The organism is Paenibacillus maysiensis (assembly GCF_000520815.1).
Lineage (GTDB): Bacteria > Bacillota > Bacilli > Paenibacillales > Paenibacillaceae > Paenibacillus > Paenibacillus maysiensis.
In genome coordinates, this window is sequence record NZ_ASRY01000167.1 from 1 (window position 1) to 13,465 (window position 13,465).

Consider the following 13,465-nt stretch of genomic DNA (forward strand, 5'->3'; position numbering starts at 1 on the left):
TTGTCAGGTTATGATCTTAATTGCGTCTTATATAGAGTATTTCTTCCTTTCTTTTAGTCCTTATTTCTCCTGCCCAAACTTATTCAGTCGATCCAGTAGTCCAACTCCCCCCTAAAACTATAGAAGAGGAAAGCACCACACAGTTCAATATTGCTTTGTAGTTTGAATACACGCCCTAATCGGTTCCATTTGTCGTAGGTTTGAATTTGTTCATTAAGCTCACCATCACGCTGAGTGACTTGACAAAGATCATCAGTTGTAACTTTCCTATTGAGATATAAAGAAACCACATGCAAGGGCTTCACATGTGGTTAATATTAGAACCCTTCAAACTTTCTTATAGCCTCTCTACAATTCCAAATACGAGCCACCACTTAATAGATTCATCGTCTGCTCGTAAAGCCTCACCAGTAAATTTCCTTTCGCTTCCTCATCTGTAATATAGTTATCGAATATCATATTCACTCTCGTAAAAAAGAAAAATAAATCAAAAGCTAGATCCTTAGAAATTACTTCTTGATCTTTTGAAAGCTTAGTCAACTGCTCCATACAATCCAACAACTCATTGAACTCTTTTTGTAAAATAACCCCTCTCGCTTTCATCTGAGGAAGTACAATCATCATCAATTTTTTTATTCGATCTTCTAATTCAATTTGATTCATCGTCAATCCCTACCTATTCAGTGGTTTTAGATGTATTCTCTCCACGTATGATAAATATCGAACAGGGCGTTAGAATTACGTTGTCCCTTTACAACTGAGAACATTTTATTCGTTACAATCATGTAGCTTCATGCTTTGCTATCTTAATTCGAAACTAAATTCACTGTAACACCACCTGATACCAAGATCGTTAAAAGATCCATAAAATATTGCTGTGGTGAAAATCCATAACATCTCTCTTCTTTATCCCACTCTTCCTCGAATCTTTCCAAGAAAAAATGTGCGTTTTTCCAATGGATCGTGAACGGTCCTACTGTCCCAAAATCTCCACAGAGACAGTCCGATATACTGTCCAAGCTAAATCCATAGTACCCTCCGGGTCCATTAATCGCTTCACCAAGTGCTATAAAAAATGTTGTGAAATCCAATATGTATTCCCCGTCTAAAGTGTAGACTTCTCCTCGTTTATCCAGTCTGGCAAAATGATTAGATGCAGAATGTATTCTAGTCACGTTTAGCCACCCGGACCGTTCTTCTTTAGAAAAGCCTTGCCATATATTATTTTCAAGCAACTGAGCACCCTTTAAAAACTCCCATAATCTTAATTCCACAGGGGAGGGCTTCGTTTCAAGTATACCTGTTAGCTCCAGATTGAAGTTTCCTTTATTGTAATTTAGTTTATCAATTATGTAGGATTCAGGTAGGTGATAATAATAGCTTCCAATCACTTTTTCTTCATCATTTAAAATAGCAATGTACAAGTTGTATACAGATTGTTTTGTCTTTGTTATGTTTCCTATGAAATCCTCATTAAATACAAATTGTTCAAAAATCACCTTTTCATACGTTTCAACGATGAGTTCACCCGTTAAGCCAACCACATCTCTACAATAGCCAACTGTAAGTCCACTTTCGGCGTCAATGACAGCAAATCTATATTTCATATCACACCTCTTTTTGTATAAATTCCCTTAAAATAAAAGTGGATTATACCTTGGAGTTAATCCATAAACAATTCCCCTAAAACAGCCATTATTCGCATATATAACTGTGGTAATAAATCACCCGGTTCTTCACCTTCTTTTACGTAGACTAGTTCTGTTTCCACAGTGGTATACAAACGAAATAGTTTATATGCGAGACTCTTAGAGATGACCTGCTTGCCTTTTAAAATCTCACTCAACTGATCAAGGCAATTTAATATTTTATTAAATTCATGATGTAATATTATATTTTTCACTTTCAAAGCAGGAATTACTGTCAAAATAAGATTAGATACTTTATTTTCCAATTCATCTTCTATCATGAGTAAACCTCACAATCGTAAATTCAAATATAAAACACAAAACAACGAAAAGAGCACATAAAAGTGCCTGCGATTCTCTTGTCGTTTCTATAAACATGATAATCAATTAATTTGAAGCCAATAAGGATAAAAGTCCTCTACACTTTTTATTTTTTTTAGATCTTCTGCAGGTATTGCAAAATGAATTTTTCCCTTCTCGGACTTAAATGTTAATGAAGCATCGTACCTTTTTTTAACAATCCACCGCTTTATTTCTAACATTTCTTGAAGATACTGAGTGGTTGAGAAGTCACATTTAATATAAATTGAAGCTTCTGAGGAGAGTTTCTGACTAACCATAGAATAGCTTGGAACCTTGTCATGGTATGTTTTACTATCCTCCCTCACCCATAATAGTCTTCATCCACCAAAAAAGAAATTCCTGAGCCAGAGATCACATTAGCTATAAATTTATCATTCTTAAAATCATAATCTACTGAGTCAATTTTCCAGTTCATAGTGTACATTTTATGTAGGTAGTCAGCAACGTTACTCCGAAATTGGACTCTTTCTATCGGACTTCCTGTTGTAATTGATATAACTGCATATGCAATTACAATAATCAGTATTAACCAAAACCCTTTTTTCAGCACTCTATTAACCCCTCCTGTTAAAAATACATTGTTGGCAATCTGAGTAGAAGCAATGATTCTACTCAGATTGCCAATTTATTTAGTAATATATTTCTTACTTATGTTGAGAACACCGTTTAAAGATCAATGTCCCCTGGTAAATCTGTTCTTCCTAACAATATATTAATTCGATACATATTAAATTGAGCAAAGTTTATTTTACTATTTAACCAACCCATGCGTGAGTATGAATCATAGGAATCATGCAATTGTTTATTATAATCACTTATTGTAAAAGCATCGTTATAAAAAGTACTTTTAAATTCTTCGGCAGCATTATTTGGAATTTGGTCTCCAGTTATCTCATCACTCCGAATACCATCAAAAAATCTGGATGCACTAGTTCCATTATACAACTTACCTAATGAAAGTATTTGTACTGTCATATCAAGACAACTTGAGCCTATAAATGCATAATCTTTGTTCTTACCCCCAGGTAGATGAGCGTCGGCCAAATCCATAGCTTTCTTTGAACTTTCATTAAAATCCCCTTTTATATATGTCGATTTTGTATAACCTGATTTATTAAACCCTGCTAAAATCCCCTTGTCTCGTCCCCATTTATTTAAATTATTCAAACTTTTTAAGGCTTTAGGATCTTTGATTTGCTCATATTGTACATTTTTATCTCCCCAATAAAAATAAGACCAAATTTTATTTTTATCTTGAATTAATGCCGAAGTATGCCCAAATCCAAAAGCGAGATCAGGATTCGTAATAATAATAGCATCATGTCCGTTTGGATCATTATAAATTAATGGATTATTCTTCACATACGTATACAAGTTCAAACTCAATGTATCATTAATTTCGCCTTCATACGTATCCTCATTGATAAATCTTCCACTATCAGGATCATACCATCTGGCACGCAAATATTGCAGTTCCGTCGTATCATCCCACAATTCGCCCGAATAGCGGAATGGATTGTGGACTTTTTCTTCCTTGACCTCTTCATTGCCCCAAATGTCATATTGATATTGATTCAGCAAGGCTCCGGAGGAATCCCTGATTTCGATAATATCTCCATGACCATTGTAGACGGGATAGGCTTCCGTTTGATCTGCATATGCTATAGCCTCTAATTTTAGACCCCGAATATAATTGGCTTTTAAAACAGGTTTTCCATTTTCAATCGTAGCTTCTGCTATAATTTGCGCACTGTTTCCATCGTAGTAGTATCGGGTATGAACGCCATCCTGTATACGGTCTGTCAGTAATCCATCCCCGTTGTATTGGTACCTTACGAGCTTTCCGTCAATCTTGACTCGAGTCAATCGATTCTGATCGTCGAAGCTGTTCTCCCTCGGCTTCGTATGAGGAGCTCTCTCCGTTTCCATCGTAAGACGAATCCCTATGGCATCATACGAATATGCATCCTGATTTTCGGTAGAGGTAGCAATCCGATTCAGCTTATCATACGTAAAGGAATCCTCTACACCATTTTGAGAAAGCTCCATTTCGGAATAGAAAGAGACCACATGCAAATATTTCACATGTGGTCTTTACAGAGTATTTTACCTATAGAACTTCTAATTATTCGCAAAAAACTATCACGAAAAAAATCAGTTAAAAATACGCAGAGAATCTAACAAAAAGGTGCGATTATTTTCATTTTTCACATCAGCTATCTTATCTTTTATCAATTGTTTACATATTTCCTTTTGAGTACTAGAGAGGTTATTAGCCACGCCACTTATCAATTGAAAAGAATGTCTGCTGACTTCAAAGTTATCATCAAGTAAATCTGTTATTGTAATAACATGAGGAACGATATCAAAAGATTCTAAAGCATACAATAACGTTCCTCTGCTTCCTTCTGTTTTTGGGTCTTTCAGTACATTGATAAGCGGTAAAATAGCTTCTTGATTTCTTATATCAGCTAATGCAATAGCGATTGCATTTCTTAATATTGGACTATCAGTTGATCCAAGATGCTTAATTAGTATAGCTGTAAATTCATTATCTCTCTTTTCGCCCACTTCTTCTATCATCTTCACTGCTTCTAATAAATCCCCATTATTTATAACATTTTCTAAAAGTAATTTATTCATTTCGTCTCCACCTTATTTTACATTTGACTTACCACTCGACGTCCAGTATTCATATATTGCTTTAGCTTCTGCACTATCTTCAATATCATTGCCACCATATTCTTTCTTGCCCGATATCTGTGCCACTATTTTTAAATTTCTTTATCATTATAACCATACCAATTATCACGGGTTGCCTTTGCTCCCCCCTAAATTCTTTTCCCCTTTTTAGCAAATAGCTGTAAATCCATCTTAAGCATATAAGTCGTAGTTTGCTCTACACTTTTTTTACCCAGCGTCTTAACTGCAAGAGAGGCTCAAAATAATAAATTCCTTTTTTAAACATAATATATATCCCGTTTATAGGCATCATTATTTAATACATATCATTCATTGATTCTAAATAAACAAAATGTTATATTGTCTATAAAATAATCATCATTTAATCGAGGTGTTTGTTAAAATGGATCATTCCGAACTATTCTGGAATGCTGGAATTGAGGAACTGAAGCGTGGATATATCCGTCAGGGGGAGCAGGTGGTTTGTCTGCTGGACGGACAGCGCTACGAACAAGGAATCATATATCAGGATCAAGGGGGATTTTATGACGCGGAGCGGTATATGCGTCTTTATATTGAGCGGACGTACGGTTCGGTCTTTGACTATTTGATCGGCCTGGACAAAAAGCTGACCGGACTGACGGATCATCAGAATCGATTGCTCCAGTTATTTTATCAAGGCATGGGCGATGCGGATATTCAAAAGGAGACCGGAATCGGCAGCGCATCCACCATACGCAATCATCGCTTTGGTCTAAAAGAAAAGGAACGGCAGGCCAAGGTATTTCTCACCTTGATGGAGCTGTTAAAGGAAAAAGACCGCCACGCTCCCGCTATCGTCGAGGTGCCGGTAAGAGCACGGATGGTGGATGAACGCTACAACATTACCGAAGATGAAAGGCAAAAGGTACTGGCAAAGTATTTTCCAGATGGTACACGGGGTCGCCTGAAAACCTTCAAAATGCAGGAAAAGCATAAGTTGATTGTACTACGTGAAATTGTGGGACGTTTTGAGAAAGGACAGACGTATCATGAGAAGGATATCAATGCCATTTTGCAGGAAGTGTATGACGATTATGTCACGGTACGAAGATATATGATTGAATATAGTCTACTGGATCGCAAACCGGATGGCAGTGAATATTGGTTGAAGGAATCTTGAAGCACGATATTTGTAAATTAGGAGGACTCAAAATGAATCGAAGAAAAGAACTGGTGCAGCAGTATATGGAGATCAAGACAGAAGCCGGAATCTACTGCATTCGCAATTCACACAACGGGAAAATTTTTGTTGCTAGCACACCAAATCTAAAATCACTAAACGGTCGTCGGTTTGAGTTACAAATGGGAGCTTGTCAGAACAAGCAATTGCAACAGGAATGGAATGAGTATGGCGAAGATGCGTTTGAGTTTGAGGTGCTGGAACTTTTGAAGAAAAAAGATTCGGAATTCTTCGATGTCAAAGATGCGCTGTCCAAGCTGGAGCAGACCTGGCTTGATCGGCTCCAGCCTTACGGAGAAAAGGGATATTTGTAAAATTACCGATCCGCACGATATTCTTCTCGAAGGATGGCAAAAATAACAGCGTCGACAAACTGGCCTTTTTCATAAAATAGTCTCTCAAGTGGCCCTCTTCGGTAAAACCACTTTTGAGCAGCAATCGTCTGGAGCCTTCGTTATCTGGATCAATGAAGGCTTCGATACGGTGAACCTGCGGCAAATGAAATCCATAATGAATCACTGTCTTCATCGCCTCTGCCATCAGGCCCTGTCGCCAGTATTCGGGTGCCAGCACTGGAAATATTTCCTTTGTCATCATTTATCTCCTTCCTCATATATGAAGATACTAATTCATCAGCCACCAGCCGATCCCCACCAACACCCCATTGATTAAAAACAATAAAATACATGCTTTCCATTTGTTTATTCCACTTGTTTGAAAAAATCCAGTCACCGTACTACGGCACATAAACACCGTAAACAGCAAATTCCAAACAATACGCATGCCATACTTTACGTAGTATAGGGCAGGACTTAGATGTACGCCCCCCAACATTGGAGGTACATCCGGAATAAACAGGATCGCACACGTATAACGCATCGTTTCATATGTAAAATAAAATACAGCCAGGCACCAGGCCCACTTCTTGCCAAATAACATACCGACACCAGCAGTTGCCCCCGACAAACCGAGCAAAGCGATGAACCCTTGAAACATCCCCCTGCAAATCCCCACCAGCGTAGAAGCCTCATTCAATGCATTAAGCGTCAACAGTTGTGTCACCAGCAGAAGAGCTCCATTAAAAATCAGTAAAATGGCTGCAATACTTACACCTAAAGGCCGTTCAGGAACTACGTTCGTTACATAATCTTCTACTTCTTTTTTCGTGTACAGATCTGACACTTCTTCTACACTCCTAACCCAATCATATACACCCATTTTCGGACGGGTACAATAACAGTTTGTTTTCGCCTCCTTCAGATATATCGGCTTTTAGGAAAATATGGTTTAGATCGTTAACAGAATCCCAAATAGAGTAATATCTAACCTTATACTACCATTCCAAGATAAGCTCTGACAAATAAAAGGATTAAAGTCCTACCTTCCTCCTTGGTCATTCTTCAAGCGATCATAGCTGAGTTGCCAAACATTTGGGCACACCCCATAATATGAATTGGGCATGCCCAAATTTAAAATAATGGAGGACATTATTATGACTGTAACCGCCGGGACAATGGGAATGGTGGTATTCGGATGGTCATTTTACGAATGGATTATTTTTCGTAGCCAGTTTTCATATAGATGTGGACGCACAAGGAGTGAATAAGCCATTGAAAGCTTTGTAGACCCTGAATCCAATCATGGCTTTGGGGACGAGCAGAAGTGGATGGCATTACGGTTGTCGCTTTTTCGGTACGTTTTCGCCAAGACATGGGCGGTATCGAAACTCCATTATTGTATCTCGCCAGAGGTGAAGAAGTCTTATTGGATGCTATTAATGAGGAATTGACTTGTCTGGAAGGCAAAAAAATCCCGCATCCCGACACAGGCAAACCGATTAGCAGTGACTGTATTTATCTGTATGAGCAAGACGGCCCAGGCGGCGGTGCGGTTTGATGGTCAACAGAACATCGTTGCTTCTTTTCCGTTTACGAATTCATCAGAGCAATGGGAAACCTTTTATGCCCGCTTTGGCGCGATCACTTCTGTCGATCTGCATATAGATGGCAAGCATATCACCGCAAAAGGTACGGGAAGCCTGGATATAGATGCACAAAATGTGCTCATCTTCAGTGACAAATGGATAAAGGCATGGACCGTAAGTGCGTATTTCTCCAAGGGTCAAGCTCTTTGCTCAGTACGTTATTCAGCAATTCGTGTATATTTCCGATTAAGCCCATATATAGATGCAGCAAAATATCTTCTTTTTTCTTAAAATAATAGTACAGATGGCCTCGTCCAATCTGCGCCGCTTCTGCAATTTGCCGAATGGTGGTGATGCTGTAGCCTTGGGACATGAATAATTCAGTTCCTTTTCTTTAAAATGGGTTCAATCCAAAAGCTCTTGCAGCGCCTGTTTATACTTTGCTATTCGTGCTGTATCCTTCTCCGTGGGATGAAGGATGCGTTCCAGATTCATATTTTCCTGAATATCCGCTATTTTCACCGCTCTGGACAATGGATTATTTTTGGCTCGCCGTATAAAATCGCTGTATTCCTCTCCCTCGTTCCGAGTGAGCCCTTCCACCGCTTCAATGATGTGGTTGCCAAAGCCCGCTTCTTTCAGTTGATCCGCTGTGACCTCTGTATCCTCCAGCACATCATGCAGCACGGCAACTATTTTTTCATCCATACGCTCTACACGGTTCATGACCTGAAGCGGGTGGAAAATATAAGGCTGACCGCCCTTGTCCGTCTGTCCCTGGTGAGCCTGTGCGGCAATTGCAATCGCTGTTTCGATGTTCATTGTGCGCCCCTCCATACTCTGCTTTTACCTTGAATCACCCTTTAGCTATTAAGAATTAGCACTTACGAACGTAATCGTGTTATTTTCGTGGCTTCATAACCTTTAGATGACTGGATATGTTCTACTTGATAACCGGTTCGGATATCCAAAAGCTTTTCCATAAAAGGAAGGCACGGACTGTAAATAAAGCTTCCTCCAGGTCGGATTGCCCTAAGGAATTCCATATATTTGCGGGCGTATTCGTGAATATTGCCGTCCGCTTTCAGATGATGATGTATAAAATGATTGGAGAACGCCATATGAGAGATAATCGTTCCCCATGCGCCTTCCTCGAAGGTTGTCTCCAGCCAATCGCCCTGAGTCACACCTGTTCCCTTTTCAGCCAACCGATCTGTCCCATAAGCCTCAAAGCCAAGAGAACGCAAATAGCCTACCAGCCGTGCTTTTGATCCGCAGCCCACATCAAGAACAGGCTCCTGCAAGCGGGCATTGTCCAATCCTAGCAGCTTTGCCTGCAATTCAGGCGTATATTCCTCACAAGGTATCCAAAAGGTATACTCACTCTCTGCATACTTGGCAAACATCGTCCGTCCGTTGGTACGAATTAGAAAATCTCTTAAATGCCCGTAGTGCTGCTGTAGCAGTATGTTTAGTATACTCCCATTCATAGTTTGCTTTTGGAACAGCTTTTGAATCCGGGTGAAAAGTCGATCATACAATTGCGTAAGCTCATCAAGATGGTCGGAGTGAAAATGAATATACTGATTGACACTCACAAACTGGTGCAGTGTTTTTGCCGCTACGCCAGTGACAAAAGTGGTGTATTCATGCTGCCGTTTCAAGCTTTGGAGCATAAGGAGCAGTTCCGGGCTTCTCTGTATCAGCCAATACGTCATTTCCGGTGAAGGTCCCATCAGGGCGTTCCCGTCATGCATATAAAACAAACTCCGATGCTGATTATAGAGGATTTGACCATCAATGAGTCTGTTCAACTGGGCAACCGTCATTAGCGTTTCCTCCCGTGGCTCAAGTTAAATGAAGTTCTTATTTTGCCATTGAATGCTCAAACTGTTCGCACAGCCTGACGATATCCTCTACTCTCGCCAAGGAGGTAAGCCAATGCTGCGGAAGCTCCCCAAGCCCATAATAAATCCCTGCCAAGCCTCCCGTAACGGCCCCCGTTGTATCTGTATCTTCGCCCAAATGAATAGCACGCAATACGGCATCCGCATATCCGTCTGTCGTCAGCAAGCTCCACAAGCTCGCCTCCAACGTATGAACGACATATCCGCTGGAGTATATTGCACGCTCAGCCAACAGAGGAAGCTCCCCTGATAAAATCCGTTCAAAATGCCGCAGCTCAGGAGCACCCTGAAATTGCGATTGTATATAAAGGATTGTTTCCCGGTAGCTCTCGTTCAGAGCCTTGCCACGAATCAGAAGCATTGCCATATGCACATAAAATACGCAAGCGATGATAGAAATGGGATGTCTATGTGTAATGGAGGACACTCGAGTCACAGCCTGGATCAGATCCACACGATCATGGGCTGACCCATACCAGGCGAGCGGCAAAATTCTCATCAGCGAACCGTTGCCGTTACTATATTCATCATCGCCACCTGCCAGCTCCGGCTTGATCCCATCCCGGCGGATTCGATCCAGTGCTTTACGGGTCGCGATGCCGATATCAAACACTTTTCCATGCGGTGTCCAACATTCTGCATGATACCACTGCACAAATCGACGGGCGATATCCTCTGTGTCGATGCCCCTGCATGCAGTAAGGCTATCCAACAGACACAGCGTGAGCGAGGCATCATCCGACCAGGTACCCGGTGGCTGATGATGTGTGCCATAGCCCATCATATCCGTCAAGGGTTGCTCCCGCCGCGCCTCTCTGCTGCTGAATTCCACAGGCACGCCAAGCGCGTCCCCGATGCACAGACCCAAAATACCGTCCTTTACGTTACTCATGCCTGTCCTCTCCTTCTTCTGCTCAGAACGTTAAAGCCCTACCCAAGCCGGAACAGAGCCATCTTTGGGTAGGGCCAGCTTATTTTCTAAGTATACCATGCGTATGGAAATAGCGTTTTATGGTCAATGATTCGTCCGTACATAAGAGGATAAAGGGATATTCAGCTCACGGACACCCTGTGCTACCAGACGGGCTATTTGCTCCGCACCATACTCCTGAAAATGCGTATCGTCCTTCACCCCATCAGGGAACGCAGGATACACTCCCGGCTCCAGATGTAAAAATAACGGAAGTGTCCCTTCCGGACCAAGTGTATTATAGTACGCCACACTTAACCGGCTTAGATCGACCAGCGCAACACCTGTCTCGGATGCCGTTTCCTTCATGGCCTGCACGTATTCCGGAAAACTGATCCGATAGGAAGCACTTGCGGCATCATAATCCCTGCGGCTAACAGGGGTTATCAGCACAGGTGTAGCCCCGCGCTGTGTCGCTCCTTGAATGTAGGTTTTCAAATAGACTTTATAATCCGCTGGAGAAACATAACGCTCTGGGTTGTTGATTGCCGCATCATTATGACCAAACTGGATGAGCAAATAATCACCCGGTCGGATGGTCCGCAAAATATCGTCCAGTCTTCCTTGTACGAGGAAAGTCTTCGTGCTTCGTCCACCAATAGAACGGTTCACAAAAGTCGTCTCGTCTGTGAAGAACGGCGCAATCATCTGTCCCCAACCAGCCTGAGGCTTCGCAGAGGATTTATAGGTTTGGACCGTAGAATCCCCAGCAAGATATACGGAAGGATGCTCACTCTGCGTCCGAGTCTCTTTTGGCGTAATAACGAGCGCGTTAATCTTCGGATCATTTCCCGAGAAATACAATTCCAGCTGACCGTCGATGAGTGCAAGCTCAAATGTGGCCTCGACAAATTGTCCTGCTGTTTTGGCGGTAGGCTCCACCTTGACGATGGACTCGGCCTTCACCGTAATGTCTGTGCTTCCGGCTGTATCCCCGGCGATCAGGGAAAGCGTATAATCCGCAGGCGGCAAATTGACGACAAAGGATGATCCCTGAACACGAACGAAATCCGAACGAATAGCGTCATTTCCACCACGATCCTCTTCTTTCACCTTGGAAAGATCGGTAAATCCATAGCCTCGCTCAGGCGTGTATGCATCCTTGGCGGTGACCTGAGTGTAGCCCTCAGCTATGCTTCCCGGGCCAAAGTCAAAACGAAGAGGCCCCACGAGCTGCTTATCGGCCAATGCCTGCCCCGGAACAATTATGGTCGCAAACAACAAGCTGAACCCTGCGCATAATCCGATCATTTTACCGAACAACCTGTGACGCTTTCCCTTTTGTCTCAAGCGCAACCCTCACTTTTCAGGTTATTTAAATGACTCGTCATCGTCTATACGTGTAGTGCGTGTTGTGATGTCCGCCAGCCTTTGGCAGCCTTCGTCCAACGCCCAGGATACCGCAATACCCACCGTGTACCGGATCAGATCGGCGGTCAGGAACCCTTTTCCCAACACCAGCCCGCCCCATGTCGTCGCCCGGATACTGTTAATCCAGGGAGCCTGATACATCTGACTGAACTCAATGGCGAAACAAAACAGCAAACTGCCCCACAGCGCGACAGACAACCGCCGATCCACCCACAACATCCTCAGCCCAAAGTAAATCATGCACGCCCACAAGGCATCCCCAAAATGATTGGCAACGAATTCAGGCAACCGGGAGGAAAAGGCCCGACTTCCCAAGCCCAACAGGATAGCGACCAGCACAGCAGCCAGATACATAGCTCGGGCCTTCCAGCGAAATTTCGCACCCGCTTTCCGATTCGTCTTCCTGTCGCCCCCGACGCTTTTACGAGTTCTTCCCATGCTAGATCACCTGTCCTAACGCTGGAAAATCTTCGCCATGCTGCTGGAATCTCGTCGAGTATACCCTTAGGTTAGCGCTTGCAAGAGTGCTGATATTCCTGCTGATGTCATATTGTATGCACACCAGCTTGTCTGTATTTTTCGTGATCCAATTCATCATAACGAGCCTCCGCAATATCGTACAAACGTAGCTTGTAAAGCCATTTAAATCATACTGGTCTGGACCGTAGTAACTACATCTGGCACCAACCAGCAGCAATTGATCCTCCCCTGGCGGCTGCACAAAATGATAATTAAACTTCTGTCCAGAAAGCAGCAGTTCCTCCATATGATCGCCATCGAGCGTTAACACTTTGTATGTATACCCATCCGTTGTTCGGGAAGGAACAAACATCCCCTGCTCCCTTTCCGGCGCACAGTCAATCCGTAAAATATACAGGCTGTCGTCAAAGCCAATGGAGGAGGAAACGACTTCAAAACCATCTGTGTATGCACGAATATCGGCATAAAGCTGAAGTTTGTGCTTGATTGTTGTCTGCTTGCTTTTTCGGTTCATATATTGTATCCCCACTCCACTCCTGATACTAAAATTCAATACCGCGTACCTTGGCAAAAATCATTTGGTTGACCAGTGTTCTCTCTTCATCATACTCGACATTCCGCAAAATGCCCTCCAGCGTAAAACCTGCCCGTTCTGCTACCTTGGCGCTGCGTATATTTCTGGAATCACAACGAATCTCCAGCCGATTCGCCTCCAAATGCTGTATGGCAAAATTCGTAATACCATGTACAGCCTCTGTTATCATGCCTTTCCCTGTGCAAGATGTTCTAAGCCAGTACCCGATTTCAAACCTGCGTGCAGCCCAGTCGATACGGTGCAAGCCACTGCTGGCTACAAAA

General features: G+C 42.4%; 19 protein-coding genes and 1 pseudogene. 3 read left to right on the forward strand and 17 right to left on the reverse strand.

The genetic code is table 11. The annotated features are described in order from the left end of the window. Positions 1-348 precede the first annotated feature (348 nt). The 7 genes and pseudogenes from L696_RS0110380 to L696_RS0110410 form a co-directional block, all read right to left on the reverse strand. A complete protein-coding gene (locus tag L696_RS0110380; RefSeq protein ID WP_025683570.1) occupies positions 349-663 on the reverse strand; it encodes a hypothetical protein in 315 nt (104 codons plus the stop codon). A 143-nt stretch (positions 664-806) separates the two neighbouring features. Next, the gene (locus L696_RS0110385; RefSeq protein WP_025683571.1) at positions 807-1,607 is read right to left on the reverse strand and encodes a barstar family protein; all 801 of its coding nucleotides are present in this window, start codon (positions 1,605-1,607) and stop codon (positions 807-809) included. A 56-nt stretch (positions 1,608-1,663) separates the two neighbouring features. Next, positions 1,664-1,969, reverse strand: a complete 306-nt coding sequence (locus L696_RS0110390; RefSeq protein WP_025683572.1) for a hypothetical protein — start codon at positions 1,967-1,969, stop codon at positions 1,664-1,666. 102 nt (positions 1,970-2,071) lie between these two features. Beyond that, positions 2,072-2,356 (reverse strand): hypothetical protein, encoded by a 285-nt coding sequence (locus L696_RS0110395; RefSeq protein ID WP_025683573.1) that lies wholly within the window; start codon positions 2,354-2,356, stop codon positions 2,072-2,074. Next, positions 2,353-2,601, reverse strand: a complete 249-nt coding sequence (locus L696_RS0110400; protein ID WP_025683574.1) for a YfjL-like protein — start codon at positions 2,599-2,601, stop codon at positions 2,353-2,355. Before L696_RS0110400 ends, L696_RS0110395 begins: the two co-directional genes overlap by 4 nt. 116 nt (positions 2,602-2,717) lie before the next feature. Then, positions 2,718-4,088 (reverse strand): annotated as a pseudogene (locus L696_RS0110405) (RHS repeat domain-containing protein); the annotation flags it as partial. A gap of 117 nt (positions 4,089-4,205) precedes the next feature. Continuing rightward, a complete protein-coding gene (locus tag L696_RS0110410; RefSeq protein WP_025683576.1) occupies positions 4,206-4,694 on the reverse strand; it encodes a HEAT repeat domain-containing protein in 489 nt (162 codons plus the stop codon). Positions 4,695-5,136: 442 nt separating this feature from the next. Here L696_RS0110410 and L696_RS0110415 point away from each other — a divergent pair, with 442 nt between their 5' ends. Both L696_RS0110415 and L696_RS0110420 read left to right on the forward strand, forming a co-directional pair. Continuing rightward, on the forward strand, positions 5,137-5,895 hold the full coding sequence (locus tag L696_RS0110415) for a DUF2087 domain-containing protein (protein WP_025683577.1): 759 nt from the start codon (positions 5,137-5,139) through the stop codon (positions 5,893-5,895). A 32-nt stretch (positions 5,896-5,927) separates the two neighbouring features. Further along, complete coding sequence (locus L696_RS0110420; protein WP_025683578.1) at positions 5,928-6,269, forward strand: GIY-YIG nuclease family protein; 342 nt, start codon at positions 5,928-5,930, stop codon at positions 6,267-6,269. On the opposite strand, the gene L696_RS29455 is transcribed toward L696_RS0110420, so the two are convergent. Together L696_RS29455 and L696_RS0110425 are read right to left on the reverse strand one after the other, a co-directional pair. Beyond that, positions 6,193-6,552, reverse strand: a complete 360-nt coding sequence (locus L696_RS29455; protein WP_245233341.1) for a GNAT family N-acetyltransferase — start codon at positions 6,550-6,552, stop codon at positions 6,193-6,195. The genes L696_RS0110420 and L696_RS29455 overlap by 77 nt on opposite strands. Before the next feature lie 27 nt (positions 6,553-6,579). Then, on the reverse strand, positions 6,580-7,137 hold the full coding sequence (locus L696_RS0110425; protein WP_025683579.1) for a hypothetical protein: 558 nt from the start codon (positions 7,135-7,137) through the stop codon (positions 6,580-6,582). A gap of 480 nt (positions 7,138-7,617) precedes the next feature. Between L696_RS0110425 and L696_RS0110430 the strand changes: the two genes are divergently transcribed. Then, the gene (locus L696_RS0110430) at positions 7,618-7,851 is read left to right on the forward strand and encodes a hypothetical protein (protein ID WP_025683580.1); all 234 of its coding nucleotides are present in this window, start codon (positions 7,618-7,620) and stop codon (positions 7,849-7,851) included. Between the two features lie 173 nt (positions 7,852-8,024). On the opposite strand, the gene L696_RS0110435 is transcribed toward L696_RS0110430, so the two are convergent. The 8 genes from L696_RS0110435 to L696_RS0110475 all read right to left on the reverse strand — a co-directional run. After that, a complete protein-coding gene (locus tag L696_RS0110435; RefSeq protein WP_025683581.1) occupies positions 8,025-8,252 on the reverse strand; it encodes a TetR/AcrR family transcriptional regulator in 228 nt (75 codons plus the stop codon). A 32-nt stretch (positions 8,253-8,284) separates the two neighbouring features. Further along, positions 8,285-8,701: an HD domain-containing protein gene (locus tag L696_RS0110440; protein WP_025683582.1), complete on the reverse strand. Its 417-nt coding sequence runs from the start codon at positions 8,699-8,701 to the stop codon at positions 8,285-8,287. Positions 8,702-8,763: 62 nt separating this feature from the next. Next, positions 8,764-9,708, reverse strand: a complete 945-nt coding sequence (locus L696_RS0110445) for a class I SAM-dependent methyltransferase (RefSeq protein WP_025683583.1) — start codon at positions 9,706-9,708, stop codon at positions 8,764-8,766. Positions 9,709-9,745: 37 nt separating this feature from the next. Beyond that, the gene (locus L696_RS0110450; protein WP_025683584.1) at positions 9,746-10,678 is read right to left on the reverse strand and encodes an ADP-ribosylglycohydrolase family protein; all 933 of its coding nucleotides are present in this window, start codon (positions 10,676-10,678) and stop codon (positions 9,746-9,748) included. A gap of 123 nt (positions 10,679-10,801) precedes the next feature. After that, on the reverse strand, positions 10,802-12,007 hold the full coding sequence (locus L696_RS0110455; RefSeq protein WP_025683585.1) for a rhamnogalacturonan acetylesterase: 1,206 nt from the start codon (positions 12,005-12,007) through the stop codon (positions 10,802-10,804). 60 nt (positions 12,008-12,067) lie between these two features. After that, positions 12,068-12,565: a ribosomal maturation YjgA family protein gene (locus L696_RS0110460; protein ID WP_025683586.1), complete on the reverse strand. Its 498-nt coding sequence runs from the start codon at positions 12,563-12,565 to the stop codon at positions 12,068-12,070. A gap of 1 nt (position 12,566) precedes the next feature. Beyond that, positions 12,567-13,121, reverse strand: a complete 555-nt coding sequence (locus L696_RS28485; RefSeq protein WP_049827335.1) for a hypothetical protein — start codon at positions 13,119-13,121, stop codon at positions 12,567-12,569. A 28-nt stretch (positions 13,122-13,149) separates the two neighbouring features. Then, the coding region (locus L696_RS0110475) for a GNAT family N-acetyltransferase (RefSeq protein ID WP_025683587.1) at positions 13,150-13,465 on the reverse strand (316 nt) is incomplete at its 5' end.